Source organism: Rhizobium croatiense, from assembly GCF_019793465.1.
GTDB lineage: Bacteria > Pseudomonadota > Alphaproteobacteria > Rhizobiales > Rhizobiaceae > Rhizobium > Rhizobium croatiense.
The window spans coordinates 184,886-201,315 of sequence record NZ_JAILYJ010000002.1 but is presented as its reverse complement, the minus strand read 5'-3'; the positions used below and the strand labels follow the sequence as shown (position 1 = coordinate 201,315).

Below are 16,430 nucleotides of genomic sequence, written 5' to 3'. Positions count from 1 at the left end.
GATGGCTGAGAAGAAGCGCGATTATAATAGTGAAATCAAGGATGCTAGTGATCATCGCTACGCATACAACTTCGATTTTGACGTCATGCATCATTATATGCTGAAGTCTTTCATGCCCTTTTTCCGCTCCGGAAGCCTGCTTGAACTTGGAAGTTTCCGGGGCGATTTCACGAAAAGGATCGTTCCCTATTTCGACGATATCACCTGCGTAGAAGCCTCCGATGAGGCAATAGCCGTCGCGCAGAACGAACTGGGCGACAGCCTGACATTTATCAATGACGTGTTCGAAGACGTGAAGCTCCCCAAACGCTATGACAATGTCCTGCTGACACACGTTCTCGAGCATTTGGACGATCCGCTAGGCGTGCTGAAGCGCATCAATGACGAATGGCTATCGGAAGGCGGTAGGCTCTTCCTGGTATGCCCGAATGCGAATGCCCCGTCCCGCCAGATCGCTGTTAAAATGGGTTTGATAAGCCACAATTCCGCAATCACGAAGGCGGAAGCGGAGCATGGTCACCGCATCACATATTCACTGGATACCCTGGAGCGCGATGCAAGTTTGGCAGGGTTGAACGTTGTGCATCGGTCCGGCATTTTCTTCAAAGCTCTGGCAAATTTCCAGTGGGATCGTTTGCTTCAGACCGACATCATTTCCAGTGAATATCTGGAGGGTTGTTATCAGCTGGGGCAAGTCTATCCCGATCTCTGCGCCAGCATCTTTCTCATGTGTGAAGCAGGCCGAGCGCAATAGGCTGCGCTTTGCCGAACTCGACTTTCTAAATTCCAAGGATGTCCGATGCCGCGCGTATCGATCTGTATTCCAGCATACAAGGCCGACTATTTCGAACTGTGCCTACGAAGTGCGTTGGCTCAGAGCTTCACCGATGTCGAAATTCTGGTGTCGGATGATTGTCCGACTGATGAAATCCAGGCGATCTGCCGGAACTACGAAAGGTTTGTCCAATACAGCCGCAATCCGAATCCCGGTCCCGAGAACAATGTGCGCAGGCTGGTGGAAATCGCGAGCGGCGAATACATCAAATTCCTGTTCGATGACGACGTGTTACACCCTTTCTGCATACAGTTCCTGTTAGAGGCGCTTGAGTCGACAAAGGAAAGAAACACGCGTCTTTCATTTTCTCCGCGTTATTTGATTGACGGAAAAAATCATACTACTGGCTTCATCAACCACTTCAACGCTTCCGGAGATAGCCTCAAGATCGTTTCTGGCGACGACTTCTTGCGATTGACGGCTCTCAATCACGTCAATCTAGTGGGAGAGTACACAACGGCTTTATTTCGGAAGAAGGATGCTTTCGATAGCAATGGTCAATTCCGGTTGTATAAGATGCAAGGCGATCTCTTTCCTGGTTTGATTGATTTATCAGCATGGGTGGAACTGGCGCAGCTCGGCAACTTCGTCATCCATCCCACCCCGCTTTCCTATTTCAGGCGCCATGAGAACGCCACGTCGAACCCGCAAATCAACTGGAAGTTCATTTATGCAATCACTTACTATGAGGACGTGTTAAATTTCGCGTTTGAAAGAGGCTACTTGCCAGCAAGCGACTTGCCTACCTCATATCGTAACCTGCTGAATATCTACCGGCACTGGCAGAATTCGTTCCCCCAGCTTGGAGCAAGAATTGCGCAAATTGAAGAAGCACTGATGTAAATAAAGGTGGCACACTCTCGGGCATTCGCTCCGCGTTCCACGAGCCTCGGCCCATGCGGTGGATGCTCTGCGCTACGCTGTCCGCTCGACGAAATTCCCTAACGCGAAAACTGAATGACTTCGCCATTATACTGCGCGCGCGCCATCTCGCGGAAGCCGAGCTTGGCTGCGAGCCTGAGCGACGCCACGTTCTCGGGGCTGATGATGCAGCTCATTGCCTTTCCTGGAAAATGCGCTTCCGCCCAGCCGATCAGGGCTGTCAGCGCCTCGGTGGCATAACCGCGGCCCTGGGCCGCCGGCATCAACGCCCAGCCGACCTCCATCGTTCCCTCGATTGACGGTTCCATTTCGCGGCGGGCTTCGAGAAATCCGGCTTCGCCGATGAACCGGCCGCTTGCCTTTTCCTCGATCGCGAGAAAGCCGAAGCCCATATGATGCCACATGCCGGCAATGCGCAGCATACGGGCCCAGCTCTGCTCGCGCGTCGAGGGCGCGCCGCTGATGAAGCGGACAACATCCTCGCTCGCCCACAACGCGGCATGCGCTTCGAAGTCGTCGAGGTGGTGAGGGCGAATCGTCAACCGCTGCGTTTCGAGCGTGGGGATGTCGGTCACATCAGATCCTCCGGGAGTTGCGCCGTCACGCGCCGGCTTCGCCGTCCCAGTAATCGAGCGGATTTTCCGCGCGTCCCATATGGCGGAATCGCCCGGGCCTTGCGCCATCCCGATTGGTCTTGGCGAGAAACTTTCCGGAATCCGGATATTCGACGATCTCGGTCTTCGCCATCGTCGAGATGCCGAGATAGACGAGAGTCGCCGTGCCGGTATTGATGATCTGGTGCGCCGTTTCGGGGCCGCCGGCCGGCGCGCCGAGCACGTCGCCGGCTTTGATTGCATGGCGCTCGTCGCCGAAGCGGTATTCGCCGGTGCCCGCGATCACGTAGAAGAGCTCGTCTTCGACATGGTGATTGTGGAAGGGGCAGCTCGATTTGCCCGACGGCACTTCGTTATAGCTGATGCCGAGACCGGCCAGACCAAGACGTGCGCCGAACGAGGCGTCGGCGCCTTCGTAGAACTCGCCCTGTTTCCAGTGGTCGAGCGGGAGATCGGCGATATTGATCACCGCTTTCGGTTCCGTTGCCATGATGTCCTCCTGTTGCAGGAAGAGAAGCTATCATCTTGGCGGAAAATTCAATGCCCGTCTGCGCTGATCCGTGAAATCCCCGGCATGGGCGGAGAGGAGACCGCCGCCCATGCCTCGAGCGCCGCGCTTCGGGCGGAACGCACCGGGACACTCGATCGTTGGCAATGCCTGGAACCTCAGCGGACGTAAAAAGTCAGGCTTCCGTCAGCCGCCTGTTCGGCATTGACGATGTTGCGGACGTCGACGCCTTCATTGTTGAGCCGGCGGGCAAGTGACCGGTTGGCGTCGATCGAAGCCTGGATGCCGCGGATGGCTTGGCCGGAGCGTTCCGGCGCCGAGCGCGGACCCGTCGTCTCGTCGTCGAGATTGCGCCAGTTATGGACTTGCTCGACGTTGAAGTCATTGCCCTGGAAGGTCCTGAGCGTCTGCTCGATGCCGTGGGCGGTGTTCATCCCAAGGCTTTCGGCCCGGCTGGCGCCGGCAAATGCAAGCGAGGAGAGGGCGGCGGCGACGGTGATTGTGACAACGCGGTTCATGATTGTATCCTTTCATCTGCTTTGACGGTCGGCTGTCTTTGCAGGGGATCGTCTTGTCACGACATGGAATTGGCGTTGCCCTCTTCGCGATTCAATGGGCTAAGCCACTGAAAATACATTAAAAATTCTTCATGAAAATTGCCTTCGAATTGCCGTTTTCCAGGCGTCCGGGGAAACTGGTTTGAAAGGCCTGCTCAGCTGTGCAGCTATCCCTTTGCCGATATTTCGTCTTTGGCGTTGCGGCATCGGGCGAAAGTGCTTGCCATTCCGATGAAGGCATGTTTTGACCGCGGCCTGCCGAGTGGAAAACGCCCCATAAACCGAAGGTGAACCATGCCGAGAGAGACCGCTCCCCATATTTTGATCGTTGAGGCCCGCTTCTACGACGACATGGCCGATGCCCTGCTCGAAGGCGCGACCTTCGCATTGCAAGAGGCCGGCGCTACCTTTGAGGTCGTCACCGTTCCCGGCGCGCTGGAAATTCCGGCAGCGATTGCCATGTCGCTCGATGGAGACGACAATGGCGGCACGCATTATGACGGCTATGTCGCCCTCGGCATGGTCATCCGCGGCGAGACCTATCACTTCGAAATCGTGTCGAACGAGTCCTCGCGCGCTTTGATGGATCTCGCGGTCAGCGAATCCCTTGCCATCGGCAACGGCATCCTGACCGTGGAAAATGACGAACAGGCCTGGGCGCGCGCACGCCGCTCCGACAAGGACAAGGGCGGATTTGCCGCTCGCGCAGCGCTGACGATGATCGAGCTGAAGCAGAAACTGGGTGCATGAAGAATGAGTGACGACAAGACGGAACGGCCGGTCAAGACTGCGAACCAGCGGGGCGCTGCCCGTCTTGCTGCCGTTCAGGCGCTTTATCAGATGGATGTCGGCGGCACGGGCGTTCTGGAAATCGTCGCTGAATATGAGGCCCACCGCCTCGGCCAGGAAATCGACGGCGCGACCTATCTGAAGGCCGATGCCGGCTGGTTCCGCTCCATCGTCTCCGGCGTTGTGCGCGATCAGGTCCGCCTCGATCCGCTGATTGCTGCAGCGCTACAGGATGATTGGGCTCTGTCGCGGCTTGACAGCACCGTGCGCGCTATCCTGCGCGCCGGCGTCTTCGAACTCATTGACCGCAAGGACGTTCCGGTGGCGGTCATCGTCACCGAATATGTCGAGATCGCTCAGGCCTTCTTCGAGGACGACGAACCGAAGCTCGTCAACGCCGTGCTCGACCGCATCGCCAAGCAGGTGCGCGGCGAGGCGAAGAAGTAACTTCTTAGACGCCAAACGATCTTCCCGTTTCTTTCTTCATGCCGCAATGGTTTTCGCCCGTTGCGGTCTTGACGCCACGTGATCGACCACGCAATCTCCGCACCGCTTAGCTGTGGCATTTCTGTGGAGAGGAAAGGCGATTCGGCGGCGTATCTGCCGGAGGAGGAGTGAACTCCGGCCTATGGAGGAAAGAGCGAAATGACCATTCTTTTATGCGTAATCGCATGCGGTCTGCTCTCGGTGGTCTATGCCGCCTGGGCAACTCGGTCGGTGCTTGCCGCCGATCAGGGCAACAGCCGGATGCAGGAGATCGCGGGCTATATCCGGGAAGGCGCTCAGGCCTATCTGACGCGCCAGTATCGCACCATCGCCCTTGTCGGCGTCGTCGTCTTCATCGCAGCCTGGCTGCTTCTTTCCGCCACGGCCGCCATCGGTTTCCTGATCGGCGCCGTCCTTTCCGGCGCTGCCGGTTTCATTGGCATGCACGTCTCCGTCCGCGCCAACGTGCGCACCGCGCAGGCCGCGTCCGCCAGCCTCTCCGCCGGCCTCGACATCGCCTTCAAGTCGGGTGCGATCACCGGCATGCTGGTGGCGGGTCTCGCGCTGCTCGGCGTCTCCATCTACTACACTATTCTGACCGTCGGGCTCGGCCATGAGAGCGGCTCGCGCGAAGTCATCGATGCGCTGGTGGCGCTCGGCTTCGGCGCATCGCTGATCTCGATCTTCGCCCGTCTCGGCGGCGGCATCTTCACCAAGGGCGCCGATGTCGGCGGCGACCTCGTCGGCAAGGTCGAAGCCGGCATTCCCGAGGACGATCCGCGCAACCCGGCGACGATTGCCGATAACGTCGGCGACAATGTTGGCGACTGCGCCGGCATGGCCGCCGACCTCTTCGAGACCTATGCGGTCTCCGTCGTCGCCACCATGGTTCTCGCTGCGATCTTCTTTGCAGGCGCGCCGATCCTCCAGTCGGCGATGATCTATCCGCTGGCGATCTGCGCCGCCTGCATCATCACATCGATTGTCGGCACTTTCTTCGTCAAGCTCGGTGCAAACGGCTCGATCATGGGCGCTCTCTACAAGGGCCTCATCGTCACCGGCCTGCTGTCGATCGTCGGACTTGGTGCTGCCACCTCGCTCACAATCGGCTGGGGATTGATCGGCTCCGTCGGAGGCACCGATATATCAGGCGCGAACCTCTTCTTCTGCGGCATCATCGGTCTTGTCGTCACCGCGCTGATCGTGGTTATCACTGAATATTATACTGGCACCGGCAAGCGTCCGGTCGTCTCGATCGCGCAGGCCTCGGTCACCGGTCACGGCACCAATGTCATCCAGGGCCTGGCGGTCTCACTGGAATCGACGGCACTGCCAGCGATCGTCATCGTTGGCGGCATTCTCGCCACCTACCAGCTCGGTGGACTGTTCGGCACCGGCATTGCGGTCACGGCGATGCTCGGCATCGCGGGAATGATCGTCGCGCTCGATGCGTTCGGACCGGTGACGGACAATGCCGGCGGTATCGCCGAAATGGCGCATCTGCCGCCGGAGGTGCGTAAGTCCACCGATGCGCTCGATGCCGTCGGCAATACCACCAAGGCCGTCACCAAGGGTTATGCCATCGGCTCCGCTGGTCTCGGCGCCCTGGTTCTCTTCGCGGCCTACTCCTACGACCTCAAATATTTTGCGGCGAATGGCGACAGATTCCCTTATTTCGCCGGCATCGGCGAAATTTCCTTTGATCTTTCCAACCCTTACGTGGTGGCGGGATTGATCTTCGGAGGTCTCATTCCCTATCTCTTCGGCGGCATCGCCATGACCGCCGTCGGCCGCGCCGCCGGCTCGATCGTCGAGGAGGTGCGCCGCCAGTTCAAGATGAAGCCGGGCATCATGCAGGGCACGGAAAAGCCGGATTACGGCAAGGCCGTCGACCTTCTGACCAAGGCGGCCATCCGCGAAATGATCGTGCCGTCGCTGCTGCCGGTGCTGGCGCCCATCGTCGTCTATTTCGGCGTGCTTCTGATCTCTGGCTCCAAGGCCTCGGCCTTTGCCGCGCTTGGCGCATCGCTGCTCGGCGTCATCATCAACGGCCTCTTCGTCGCCATCTCGATGACGTCTGGTGGCGGCGCCTGGGACAATGCCAAGAAGAGCTTCGAGGACGGCTTCGTCGACAAGGACGGCGTGCGTCACATGAAGGGTTCGGATGCGCACAAGGCCTCCGTTACCGGCGATACCGTCGGCGATCCCTACAAGGACACCGCCGGCCCCGCCGTCAATCCGGCGATCAAGATCACCAATATCGTGGCACTGCTGCTGCTCGCCGTTCTCGCCGGTTGATGGCTGCAACAGCGGCTGGCAGCCCTTCACCCTAACCCTCTCCCCGTAAAAACGGAGAGAGGGGACGTGCCATGCGAGACGTTGGTAAGGGACGGAAAGAGTGCGACTATCGCCCTTCGCCCCGGAGCGGGGTCCGAAGGACGGTGCCGGCAGGCGGATGAGGGGCCGGTGTCGGCAATCTCCTTGGCCGGGATGCCGGGTAAAAAACGAGGTTTGTCAACAAAAAACCCGCCGGAGCGATCCGGCGGGTTTTGTCGTTGACGCTTGTCCGATCAGCGCAGGCTGCTCGGATTTTGCGGTGTGCCGCCGGCGCCGCCGCCGAACAGGCTGCGGGCCGCGCTCGCGGCGCTGCCGCCGGAAAGCATCTGCTGCAGGAAGGTGAGTTCCTTGCCGCCGGTCGGCGTAACGCGCCCGATCGTGTCGAACACCTTGCCGTCCTGCAGCGTATAATTGGCGCGGCGGCTGACGACGCCGTCCTTGTCGAAATAGATCGCCAGAACGCTCTGATCGACGACCTTCAGCTTCTGGAAGGCGACCGAACGCGTGCGCCGCTGCGAGATGTAATAGAAGACTTCGCCGTCGAAGGTCGCCGTCGTCGACGGGGTGCCGAGCGAAAGCAGCGCCTGCTCGCGGCTCGAGCCTTCTGGAACGAGGTTCAGCGACTGCTGGTCGGCGACGTATCCGCCATTGAGCACGGTGCCGGTCTGGCAGCCCGAAAGAGCAGTGGTTGAGGCGATTATGAAGGCAATGGCCGCGCTGCTGAAGAACTTCATGTCAGACTTGAAATACCGTTTCTTCAACGACATCTACTCCCTTGAGTGTCGATAGCAGCCGTTTGGGCCTTGCACGCTTCCTCCTGCAAAACCATTGTGGCCATTCCGGGTCGAATGTCCCGAATTTGTTTCACTGACGCCTCGAAGGCGTCGTCCCGAAACTGGCCACGATCGGCATTGCAATTCGCGCCTGCTTCGGTAAACCAGCTTTCGAATTCATGCAACAAGGCCAGACGCCAGCCGGCGTGAAGATTGAGGCATTTCCGGAAAAAACAATGATCTTCGGACTCTTCCGCAAGAAAAACAACAATCAGGCGATCGTCGACAGGCAATATGCGGCGCTGACGGCCGCCGCGCGCATGCCGGAACTTTATGAGCGGCTCAATGTGCCGGATACGGTCATGGGCCGTTTCGAAATGCTGTCGATCGTGATGATTCTGTATTTTCGCCGCACGCGCGCCTCTGCCGTCAGCGGCCAGGAGATCGCCCAGGAGATCGTCGACGCCTTTTTCCAGGACATCGACTATTCGATCCGCGAACTCGGCATCGGTGACAACAGCGTGCCGAAACGCATGAAGAAGCTCGCCGGCATGTTCTACGGCCGGCTCGAAGCCTATTCGAAGGCGATGAATGCCGGCGAACGCGAAGCGCTTGCGCTGGCGCTTCAGCGCAATATCTACCCCGAAAGTCCGGCGCCGGCCGATATGTCCGGCCTCGCCGGCTGGATGGTGGCGGCAGAAGCCCATCTGTCTGCCGTTCCGGAAGAGATGATCGCCAGCGGCTCGGCAACGCTGCCGCCGGTTGCCTGAAGGAGGAAATAATGAAGAACGATCGGGACGACGTTCCCTTCTCCTATCACGTCAAGGTCGGCCATATCTCCGCCAACCCCGTTGAGGTCCATATCGAGGCCGACGCCAGCGAATTGAAGGCGCTCGCCGAGGCCTGGAACGTCGTCTCCGTCGAGGCTCTGAGCGCCGATCTGCAGATTGGCCGCTGGAAGCGCGACGGCGTGCGCGTAAAGGGCCGCGTGCAGGCGAAGATCGTCCAGTCCTGCGTCGTGACGCTGGAACCTGTCGAAGCCGCCATCGACGAAAACCTCGAGCAGATTTTCGTGCCCGAGGGTTCCAAGCTTGCCCGCCAGCCCGGCAATGACGCCGGCGAAATGCTGCTCGATCCAGACGGTCCTGACCTGCCCGAGACCTTTGTCGGCGATACGATCGATGCCGGCGAGGTGGTCGCGGAATTCGCCGCTCTTGCGATCGACCCCTATCCGCGCAAAGAGGGCGTCGAGTTCGAAGGTCATATCGAGGATAGCGGCGAGAACGATAAAAAGCCCTCCGCTTTCGCGGTTCTCAAGGACTGGAAAAAGGACTGAAGCCTCGCTCGTATTTGACACAATTCAGTTGTATGCGACGCCAAAACCAGTATTTTGGCCGAAATTTCGCCCCTCGGCGGAAAGAAGGATCAGGGACGCGTGATCAGAATATCTCTCGACCTCATGGGTGGCGACTTTGGTCCCCAGGTTGTCATCCCCGGCGCTGCCAAGGCGCTGGATCGGCATCCGGATATTTCTTTCGTTTTTTACGGTCTTAAGGAACAGTGCGATCCTGTTTTCGCCAAATTTCCGAAACTTAGGGAAAAATCGGTCTTTCACGATTGCGAGCTTGCAGTCAGCATGGAAGAGAAGCCGAGCCAGGCGCTGCGCCGCGGCCGCTATGTCTCCACCATGTGGCGTTCGATCGAGGCGGTGAAGACGGGCGATGCCGATGTCGCGGTCTCGGCCGGCAATACCGGGGCGCTGATGGCGATGGCGAAGTTCTGTCTTCGCACCATGGCCAATATCGAACGCCCGGCGATCGCGGCGATCTGGCCGACGCTCAAGGGTGAGAGCATCGTACTCGATGTCGGCGCGACGATCGGCGCCGATGCGCAGCAGCTGATGGATTTCGCCCTGATGGGTGGCGCCATGGCGCGCGCGCTTTTCGAGATCGAACGCCCGACGATCGGCCTTCTGAACGTCGGCGTTGAAGAGGTGAAAGGCCAGGAAGAGGTCAAGGAGGCTGGTAGGCTGTTGCGCGAGGCGAATATCGATTCACTCGAATATTCCGGCTTCGTCGAGGGCAACGATCTCGGCAAGGGGACCGTCGACGTCGTCGTCACCGAAGGCTTCTCCGGCAATATCGCCCTCAAGACCGCCGAAGGCACGGCCAAGCAGATCGCCGAATATCTGCGTGCGGCCATGTCGCGGACGCTGCTCGCCCGCATCGGCTATCTCTTCGCCAAAGGCGCCTTCGACATGCTTCGCGAGAAACTCGATCCGAGCAAGGTCAACGGCGGCGTGTTTCTCGGTCTGAACGGCATCGTCATCAAGAGCCATGGCGGTGCCAATGCCGAAGGCATCGCCGCCGCGATCGAGGTCGGCTACGACATGGCCAAGAACGGCCTCAATCAGAAAATAGAAAACGATCTTAAGAAATATCATGCCAAGCGCCTGCCCCCGATGGGCCCGGAAGCGGCATGAGCGATGGGGTTCAATCGAATATGATCCGTTCAGTGGTTCGCGGGTTCGGAGCCGCACTTCCGAAGCGCGTGATGACCAATCGAGATATGGAAGCCATCGTCGATACGTCGGACGAATGGATCGTCCAGCGCACCGGCATCCGCCAGCGTTACGTGGCCGGCGACGACGAGACGACGGCCTCGCTCGGCGAGGCGGCCGCGCGGGCGGCGCTCGAAAATGGCGGCCTGACGCCAGCCGACATCGATCTCATCATCTGCGCCACCTCTACGCCCGACAACACGTTTCCGGCGACCTCGGTCAACATCCAGAACCGTCTCGGCATGCGCCACGGCTTCGCCTTTGACGTTCAGGCCGTCTGCACCGGCTTCGTTTATGCGGTGACGACTGCGGACGCCTATATCCGCGGCGGCCTTGCAAAACGCGTTCTGGTGATCGGCGCCGAGACTTTTTCGCGCATTCTCGACTGGAACGATCGCACAACCTGCGTGCTCTTCGGCGACGGCGCCGGCGCGATCGTGCTGGAGGCGGCCGAAGGCGAGGGGACGTCTGCAGACCGCGGCGTGCTGACCGCGCATCTGCGTTCCGACGGTTCGCACAAGGACAAGCTTTATGTCGACGGCGGACCGTCGACGACGGGCAGCGTCGGCAAGCTGCGCATGGAAGGCCGCGAGGTTTTCAAATACGCCGTCGGCATGATCACCGATGTCATCCAGGCTGCGTTCGATTCGACCGGCACCACCGCCGAAGATCTTGACTGGCTGGTGCCGCACCAGGCCAATCGACGCATCATCGACGGTTCGGCGAAGAAGCTGAACATCGATGCGGAAAAGGTCGTCGTCACGGTCGATCTGCACGGCAATACCTCGGCCGCCTCGATCCCGCTCGCACTTGCGACCGCTGCCGGCGACGGCCGCATCAAGAAGGGTGACCTGGTGATGCTCGAAGCGATGGGCGGCGGCTTCACCTGGGGCGCCGTTCTGTTGCGCTGGTAAGCGCAAATCCTAAAAAACTGGCGGCGAACAAGAGCTTGACCGTGAGGCGCAAGACAAATACTCTTCGAACGCTTTCACAAAATAATTTGTAATGGGCGGGGACCATGACGGGAAAAACAGTGACGCGAGCAGACCTGGCGGAATCCGTTTTCCGAAAGGTTGGGCTTTCCCGGACAGAATCCGCCGAACTTGTCGAAACCGTCATCGACGAAATCTGCAACGCCATCGTGCGTGGTGAAACCGTCAAGCTTTCTTCCTTCGCCACCTTTCAGGTTCGCGACAAGAACGAGCGGATCGGCCGCAACCCGAAGACCGGCGAGGAGGTTCCGATCTCTCCCCGCCGGGTCATGACCTTCAAGGCATCGAACGTGCTGAAGACGCGCATCCTCAAGGCGCATGTCGCTCGCAAGGTCAAACTGAAGCCGCAGAATCCGGCTCTCTGATATCGGTCTTCCGCCTGCTCGGAACGGCTTTTTTCTCTCGCATCATCCATCGCCTGTGCGCAACGTCGACACATGACTTGAATTGTCGGCGCCAAACCTTTGAAATATGGTGAGTCGCCGTTGGATCGAGCCTGCGAGGTTGCGTAGCAGTATGACGTTGGACAAGAGCCCCGATGCCTTTCGCACCATCAGCGAAGTCGCAGACGATCTTGATCTGCCGCAGCATGTGCTGCGCTTCTGGGAAACGCGGTTTCCTCAGATAAAGCCGATGAAACGCGGCGGCGGCCGACGCTACTACCGGCCGGAGGATGTCGACCTTCTCAAGGGCATCCGGCATTTGCTCTATGATCACGGCTATACGATCAAGGGCGTGCAGAAGCTTCTGAAGACCAACGGCAACAAGTTCGTCATATCGGTCGGCCATGGTGATCTCGCCAGCGTCGAGGCGCTTGCCTCGGGCGTGCAGGAGACGGGATCGGGCGAGCCGCGCGTCGGCATGGCCGAGGAGGACCAGATTGTCGGCCGCGCCAAGCCGCCCATCACCCGCCGGTTCTTCAACTTCGTCGCCGGAGACGACGATCAGCCGGAAGTCTCGATCGGCAAGTCGAGCGTCGGCAAGGAAGACAGGGCGCTGCTGCAGGAGGCGCTTTACGACCTCCTCGAATGCAAGCGTCTGCTCGATCAGGTGCGTTGAGGAAACGCTCTCAGGCTTCGGCAAGCAGCTTCATCGCCTGTTCGAGCTCGCTGAGCTGGAAAGGTTTGCGCAGCACCGGCAGCGTGCTTGGGGTGCTGCCTTCCGGTGCACTGCCATAGCCCGTCGCATAGAGATAGGGTTTGCCACGCTCGTCAAGCAGCTTTGCGACCGGCAGCGAACTCCGGCCTGCAAGTGAGACGTCGAGGATGGCGGCGTCGAACTCCGTGTCCTTGGCAGCTGCGAGCGCCCGTTCCAGATCGGGCGCAGTCGCGCAAACCCGATAGCCGAGATCGCTCAGCATGTCCTCGAGCAGCATGGCGATCAGCGCATCGTCCTCGACGATGAATATGTCTTTCATGATCCCGTCCACCCATTCCCCTTGCTGGGCACGAAGTTTATGTGGACCGCTTGTGCAGCTCGTCAAGATGCTGCACGCAGCGGTGGTAAAACCTGTTGTGCTAAAACCGCACCGCGGTTTTACGGCACGATATGTGTAAACATAAAAGCCCAAGGCCCGGCAAGCGAATCTGAAAGATCGCGCCGCGCTTTCGAAACAGCATATTGCCCGGCGAAATTCGTTGTGCAAAAGCTGGGATGCCGTTTCAGCGACGGCTACTGCATAATTCGCGAAATCGGAATCGCTTTACGGAAAAAATTATGCAGTAATTCAAAGCGTTGCAGCGTCATTTTGCGCGCGTCTGAAAGGACGCGCGGCGCTGTGAGAAGGGGTATGGAATGGATTTGCTGAGTGCCACGGATTGGCTGCGTCACAGGCCGGGCTATACCTATCCGCTGGCGGTTGCCTTCGTTGGTCTGACGTTTCTTCTGCGACTCGCCGCCAGCGATTATCTCTCCGGTTTTCCCTTCCTGAGTTTCCTCCCGGCGATCTTGCTCGCCAGTTTCATCGGTGGCGCAGGACCGGGCCTTGTCGCAGCCATGGTTGCGGCCTTCGTCGTTCAGCAGTTTTTCGTCGAGCCGCATGATGCATTCTGGCCGGTCAGCGCCGGCCAATGGGTTGGCCTTTCAACCTATCTGGTCAATGCCGCGATCATCATCGGACTGATGGAGATGATCATCATCGCCCATGGCAGGCAGAGTCGGCTCAGCTCCGAGCTCAACGGTTTCAACGCGCGCCTGGAGGAGACGGTGGCCGAGCGCACTGCCGCACTCAGGCACGAGATGGAAGAGAATGCCGCCGCCCAAGCGCAGGTCCGCCAGCTGCAGAAGATGGAGACGATCGGCCAGCTCACGGGCGGCGTCGCCCATGATTTCAACAACATGCTGGCGATCATCATCGGCAATCTCGATCTTGCCCAGCGGCGCATGACCGGACATGAGGATCCGCGCCTGCTGAACTCCCTTCAGAATGCCAGAGACGGGGCCCAGCGGGCCGCGGTGCTGACCGCGCGTCTTCTCGCCTTCTCGCGCCAGCAGCCGCTCGCCCCGGAGGTGATCGACGTCAACAAGCTGGTCGGCGGCATGTCGGAGTTGCTGCGACGCACGCTCGGCGAACATATCCGGATCGAGACCGTGCTCGCCGGCGGCCTCTGGCCGAGCTTTGCCGATTTGAGCCAACTCGAAAACGCCATGTTGAACCTGGCCGTCAACGCGCGCGACGCCATGCCCGGCGGCGGTCATCTGACGATCGAGACTGCCAATACCGAACTTGATGAGCGATATTCGCGCATGCATTCGGAGGTCGAAGCGGGCCAATATGTGATGATCAGCATCACCGACACCGGCACCGGCATGTCGCCTGACGTGATCGACCGCGCCTTCGATCCGTTTTACACCACCAAAGGACCCGGCAAGGGGACGGGCCTCGGCCTCAGCCAGGTCTACGGCTACATCAAGCAGAGCGGCGGCCATATCAAGATCTATTCGGAGATCGACCGCGGAACGACGGTGAAGATCTATCTGCCACGCCATGTCGGTAAGGCGGATGCGCGCCTCGCTGCCGCCGGCGCCCAGCCGATCCCCCAGGGCAGCGTCAACGATACGATCCTGGTGGTGGAGGACGATGAACACGTCCGCACCATGACCGCCGAAAGCCTGCATGAACTCGGTTACACCGTATTGCAGGCGGGAAGCGGCGTGGAGGCGCTTCTCCTTCTCGAGGAGAATTCCGATATCGACCTGATCTTCACCGATATTGTGATGCCGCAGATGAGCGGGCGTCAGCTTGCCGACGCCGTTCAGGAAAAATGGCCAAGAATCCGGATCCTTTACACCACGGGTTACACGCGCAATGCCATCGTCCACAATGGCGTGCTGGATCACGGCGTTTCGCTGCTCGCCAAGCCATTCAGCCTGGAGCAACTCGCCCATAAGATCCGCGAGCTTTTGAATATGCCGGTGAGGGTGGGAGGCGAGGAGGCGTGAAGGCGCGCGCGACGCGCGTCTCCAGCCTCCCGATCACCTTATTCAAGAACCTGAATCACGCGGTGCGTCTTCGGCTCGACGATGACCCGCCGCTCGTTGATGACCGTGTAGCCATAGCCGTCGACATTGGGCACGGTATGGATTTCGACAGTATCCGGCAGCGTTGCGCCAACCGTGATCTCACCATCATAGACGACCGATGGCGTGTTTTGCTCCATCACATAGGTGCGCACCTCGCCGGGCAGGACGACGGAGCCGGTCGGTGCGGGATCGGTGATGACGACGGTGCTCTGTGCGAAGGCGGCCGAGCAGAGGGTCAGCATGGCGGCCGTGGCCAGCATGGTCTTGCGCATGGGAGGTTCTCCTTTTTAAACCCTGGACATCAAGGCAACGTCGGCCATGCCGCATAGTTCCGCCCCGGCCTGCCGCCTTGGCGGGGGTCGGACATGCCGATTGTTTGTTGCTAAACGACTTTGTGCACCATACGGTTGAGCTGTCCGAATCATGTTCAGTGCGAGTCTTCCGATGGCATCAGGGGCGGGCTCTTTACTCTTCATTAACCATGTCGGCGGCTTATGTCGGGTGAACGGCCGGGCGGTCGTTGATTCGAAGGTCCGTCGCGTTTCGGTTTGCGAATGGATATCTGGAAAGACGATTGCGGCGGCTCGAGACATGCGCTTGCGGAAGACGATATCGCTGGTGGCAGTTGCGGGCATGATGGCCGGCTGCACGTCGACCGGCGGTGTGCGGCAGCCTTCCGGGCCGGAGACGGTGGCGCCTGAAAAGGCGTTGGTTCTGCCGCCGCCGGGTGGCCCGTCGATCGTCAGCGTCGTCGAGCGCAAGCGTGGCAATGGTGTCGAACAGACGGTCTCGCTGTTTACGTCCTCCTCGGTGCCCGGCCAGAATTTTCTGAAGATCCAGTTCTTCGGCGCCTCCGGCGCCAATCCCGGAACGGGCAATGCCGGCTTCAGCATGATCAACGAGAGCGCTATTGCCCGCGAAATGGCCCACGCGGCCCCCGGCGTACCAATGGCGGCCTCGGTGACCTTCCTGCAGAACGCTTATGGCCCATTCGGCTATGCCTCCGGCCGAAGCCGCGCCGGCGACGCCTGCATCTTTGCCTGGCAACAGATCCGCTCGAGCGCGGCCGCCAATACGCAGGCCCGCAATTTCGGCATGATCCAGCTGCGTCTGCGGCTATGCGATGCGCGCGCATCCGAGCGCCAGCTGCTCGGCATCGTCTACGGCTACACCATATCGGGCACCTTCGACGGGGTGATCCGGAACCCCTATGGCGCCCCGCCGCCCGCCGACGCGGCGCTCGGGCGTACCGGCAATCCGATCTATCCCGACGAGGGCGGATATCGCGCCAGTCCGATGCCGATCGGTTATGAGCCGGCGCCTGCCGTCGTCCGCCGGCCGCGGACAGCTCCGCTTCGCAGCGCCCCGAGCGGGCAGCCGGCGCAAGGCGCCGCACCGCTGCCGGCGCCCATCGGCCCGCGGGTGCCGCTGCCCGGCGAGGCGCCACAGACGAGCGCGGCGCCGGAGGCGGCCGGCGCACCGTTGGTACAATCGGCAAGGGCGATCGGCGTCACCGTGCCCTCACCGGACTGCCTAGGCGACGCGGCCATGACGGCCGTCTGCCGGAGATAGAGC

Annotated in this window: 19 protein-coding genes; 13 read left to right on the top strand and 6 right to left on the bottom strand. The window is 60.2% G+C overall.

The features are described from left to right. Position 1 precedes the first annotated feature (1 nt). Entirely contained in the window at positions 2–754 is a 753-nt protein-coding gene (locus K6M89_RS03700) for a class I SAM-dependent methyltransferase (protein WP_222138467.1), read from the top strand. A gap of 45 nt (positions 755–799) precedes the next feature. After that, positions 800–1,678 (top strand): glycosyltransferase family 2 protein, encoded by an 879-nt coding sequence (locus K6M89_RS03695; protein ID WP_222138466.1) that lies wholly within the window; start codon positions 800–802, stop codon positions 1,676–1,678. Positions 1,679–1,776: 98 nt separating this feature from the next. Here K6M89_RS03695 and K6M89_RS03690 read toward each other — a convergent pair whose 3' ends face one another. The 3 genes from K6M89_RS03690 to K6M89_RS03680 form a co-directional block, all read right to left on the bottom strand. After that, positions 1,777–2,292, bottom strand: coding sequence for a GNAT family N-acetyltransferase (locus K6M89_RS03690; protein ID WP_222138465.1), 516 nt, complete (start codon positions 2,290–2,292; stop codon positions 1,777–1,779). Between the two features lie 25 nt (positions 2,293–2,317). After that, positions 2,318–2,821: a cupin domain-containing protein gene (locus tag K6M89_RS03685; protein WP_222138464.1), complete on the bottom strand. Its 504-nt coding sequence runs from the start codon at positions 2,819–2,821 to the stop codon at positions 2,318–2,320. 176 nt (positions 2,822–2,997) lie between these two features. Next, positions 2,998–3,357: a hypothetical protein gene (locus K6M89_RS03680; RefSeq protein WP_222138463.1), complete on the bottom strand. Its 360-nt coding sequence runs from the start codon at positions 3,355–3,357 to the stop codon at positions 2,998–3,000. Between the two features lie 333 nt (positions 3,358–3,690). Between K6M89_RS03680 and ribH the strand changes: the two genes are divergently transcribed. The 3 genes from ribH to K6M89_RS03665 all read left to right on the top strand — a co-directional run bounded on the left by ribH (position 3,691) and on the right by K6M89_RS03665 (position 6,969). After that, on the top strand, positions 3,691–4,146 hold the full coding sequence (gene ribH, locus K6M89_RS03675) for a 6,7-dimethyl-8-ribityllumazine synthase (RefSeq protein ID WP_097581677.1): 456 nt from the start codon (positions 3,691–3,693) through the stop codon (positions 4,144–4,146). 3 nt (positions 4,147–4,149) lie between these two features. After that, a complete protein-coding gene (gene nusB / locus K6M89_RS03670) occupies positions 4,150–4,632 on the top strand; it encodes a transcription antitermination factor NusB (protein WP_097581676.1) in 483 nt (160 codons plus the stop codon). A gap of 198 nt (positions 4,633–4,830) precedes the next feature. Further along, positions 4,831–6,969 (top strand): sodium-translocating pyrophosphatase, encoded by a 2,139-nt coding sequence (locus K6M89_RS03665; protein WP_097581675.1) that lies wholly within the window; start codon positions 4,831–4,833, stop codon positions 6,967–6,969. A gap of 272 nt (positions 6,970–7,241) precedes the next feature. Here the strand turns inward: K6M89_RS03665 and K6M89_RS03660 are convergent, their stop codons facing one another. Next, positions 7,242–7,775 (bottom strand): outer membrane protein assembly factor BamE, encoded by a 534-nt coding sequence (locus K6M89_RS03660; protein ID WP_064682165.1) that lies wholly within the window; start codon positions 7,773–7,775, stop codon positions 7,242–7,244. Positions 7,776–7,960: 185 nt separating this feature from the next. Here K6M89_RS03660 and K6M89_RS03655 point away from each other — a divergent pair, with 185 nt between their 5' ends. The 6 genes from K6M89_RS03655 to K6M89_RS03630 all read left to right on the top strand — a co-directional run bounded on the left by K6M89_RS03655 (position 7,961) and on the right by K6M89_RS03630 (position 12,392). After that, a complete protein-coding gene (locus K6M89_RS03655; protein WP_097581672.1) occupies positions 7,961–8,551 on the top strand; it encodes a ubiquinol-cytochrome C chaperone family protein in 591 nt (196 codons plus the stop codon). 11 nt (positions 8,552–8,562) lie between these two features. Then, entirely contained in the window at positions 8,563–9,117 is a 555-nt protein-coding gene (locus K6M89_RS03650) for a YceD family protein (protein ID WP_222138462.1), read from the top strand. 99 nt (positions 9,118–9,216) lie between these two features. After that, entirely contained in the window at positions 9,217–10,263 is a 1,047-nt protein-coding gene (gene plsX / locus K6M89_RS03645) for a phosphate acyltransferase PlsX (RefSeq protein WP_097581725.1), read from the top strand. 20 nt (positions 10,264–10,283) lie between these two features. Next, positions 10,284–11,255 carry a beta-ketoacyl-ACP synthase III gene (locus K6M89_RS03640; protein WP_097581726.1) on the top strand — a complete coding sequence of 324 codons (972 nt, stop codon included), beginning with the start codon at positions 10,284–10,286 and terminating at the stop codon, positions 11,253–11,255. A gap of 104 nt (positions 11,256–11,359) precedes the next feature. Further along, positions 11,360–11,698: an integration host factor subunit alpha gene (locus K6M89_RS03635; protein WP_064682168.1), complete on the top strand. Its 339-nt coding sequence runs from the start codon at positions 11,360–11,362 to the stop codon at positions 11,696–11,698. Positions 11,699–11,849: 151 nt separating this feature from the next. Next, positions 11,850–12,392 (top strand): MerR family transcriptional regulator, encoded by a 543-nt coding sequence (locus K6M89_RS03630; protein ID WP_004677457.1) that lies wholly within the window; start codon positions 11,850–11,852, stop codon positions 12,390–12,392. A 10-nt stretch (positions 12,393–12,402) separates the two neighbouring features. On the opposite strand, the gene K6M89_RS03625 is transcribed toward K6M89_RS03630, so the two are convergent. Then, positions 12,403–12,750 carry a response regulator gene (locus tag K6M89_RS03625; protein ID WP_097581670.1) on the bottom strand — a complete coding sequence of 116 codons (348 nt, stop codon included), beginning with the start codon at positions 12,748–12,750 and terminating at the stop codon, positions 12,403–12,405. 377 nt (positions 12,751–13,127) lie between these two features. Here K6M89_RS03625 and K6M89_RS03620 point away from each other — a divergent pair, with 377 nt between their 5' ends. Then, on the top strand, positions 13,128–14,774 hold the full coding sequence (locus tag K6M89_RS03620; RefSeq protein WP_222138461.1) for an ATP-binding protein: 1,647 nt from the start codon (positions 13,128–13,130) through the stop codon (positions 14,772–14,774). A gap of 38 nt (positions 14,775–14,812) precedes the next feature. Here the strand turns inward: K6M89_RS03620 and K6M89_RS03615 are convergent, their stop codons facing one another. Next, the gene (locus tag K6M89_RS03615; protein WP_097581667.1) at positions 14,813–15,127 is read right to left on the bottom strand and encodes a DUF1236 domain-containing protein; all 315 of its coding nucleotides are present in this window, start codon (positions 15,125–15,127) and stop codon (positions 14,813–14,815) included. A 319-nt stretch (positions 15,128–15,446) separates the two neighbouring features. Here K6M89_RS03615 and bcsN point away from each other — a divergent pair, with 319 nt between their 5' ends. Continuing rightward, positions 15,447–16,427 carry a cellulose biosynthesis protein BcsN gene (gene bcsN, locus K6M89_RS03610; RefSeq protein WP_222138460.1) on the top strand — a complete coding sequence of 327 codons (981 nt, stop codon included), beginning with the start codon at positions 15,447–15,449 and terminating at the stop codon, positions 16,425–16,427. The last annotated feature ends 3 nt before the right edge of the window (positions 16,428–16,430 follow it).

Bases quoted from the DNA above. Each gene is read 5' to 3' on its own strand.
- K6M89_RS03620 (WP_222138461.1), top strand. From the start codon at position 13,128: ATGGATTTGCTGAGTGCCACGGATTGGCTGCGTCACAGGCCGGGCTAT.
- nusB (WP_097581676.1), top strand. From the start codon at position 4,150: ATGAGTGACGACAAGACGGAACGGCCGGTCAAGACTGCGAACCAGCGG.
- K6M89_RS03615 (WP_097581667.1), bottom strand. From the start codon at position 15,127: ATGCGCAAGACCATGCTGGCCACGGCCGCCATGCTGACCCTCTGCTCG.
- K6M89_RS03665 (WP_097581675.1), top strand. From the start codon at position 4,831: ATGACCATTCTTTTATGCGTAATCGCATGCGGTCTGCTCTCGGTGGTC.
- K6M89_RS03650 (WP_222138462.1), top strand. From the start codon at position 8,563: ATGAAGAACGATCGGGACGACGTTCCCTTCTCCTATCACGTCAAGGTC.
- bcsN (WP_222138460.1), top strand. From the start codon at position 15,447: ATGCGCTTGCGGAAGACGATATCGCTGGTGGCAGTTGCGGGCATGATG.
- K6M89_RS03630 (WP_004677457.1), top strand. From the start codon at position 11,850: ATGACGTTGGACAAGAGCCCCGATGCCTTTCGCACCATCAGCGAAGTC.
- K6M89_RS03660 (WP_064682165.1), bottom strand. From the start codon at position 7,775: ATGTCGTTGAAGAAACGGTATTTCAAGTCTGACATGAAGTTCTTCAGC.
- K6M89_RS03695 (WP_222138466.1), top strand. From the start codon at position 800: ATGCCGCGCGTATCGATCTGTATTCCAGCATACAAGGCCGACTATTTC.
- K6M89_RS03655 (WP_097581672.1), top strand. From the start codon at position 7,961: ATGCAACAAGGCCAGACGCCAGCCGGCGTGAAGATTGAGGCATTTCCG.
- K6M89_RS03635 (WP_064682168.1), top strand. From the start codon at position 11,360: ATGACGGGAAAAACAGTGACGCGAGCAGACCTGGCGGAATCCGTTTTC.
- K6M89_RS03640 (WP_097581726.1), top strand. From the start codon at position 10,284: ATGATCCGTTCAGTGGTTCGCGGGTTCGGAGCCGCACTTCCGAAGCGC.
- K6M89_RS03625 (WP_097581670.1), bottom strand. From the start codon at position 12,750: ATGAAAGACATATTCATCGTCGAGGACGATGCGCTGATCGCCATGCTG.
- K6M89_RS03680 (WP_222138463.1), bottom strand. From the start codon at position 3,357: ATGAACCGCGTTGTCACAATCACCGTCGCCGCCGCCCTCTCCTCGCTT.
- ribH (WP_097581677.1), top strand. From the start codon at position 3,691: ATGCCGAGAGAGACCGCTCCCCATATTTTGATCGTTGAGGCCCGCTTC.
- K6M89_RS03700 (WP_222138467.1), top strand. From the start codon at position 2: ATGGCTGAGAAGAAGCGCGATTATAATAGTGAAATCAAGGATGCTAGT.
- K6M89_RS03685 (WP_222138464.1), bottom strand. From the start codon at position 2,821: ATGGCAACGGAACCGAAAGCGGTGATCAATATCGCCGATCTCCCGCTC.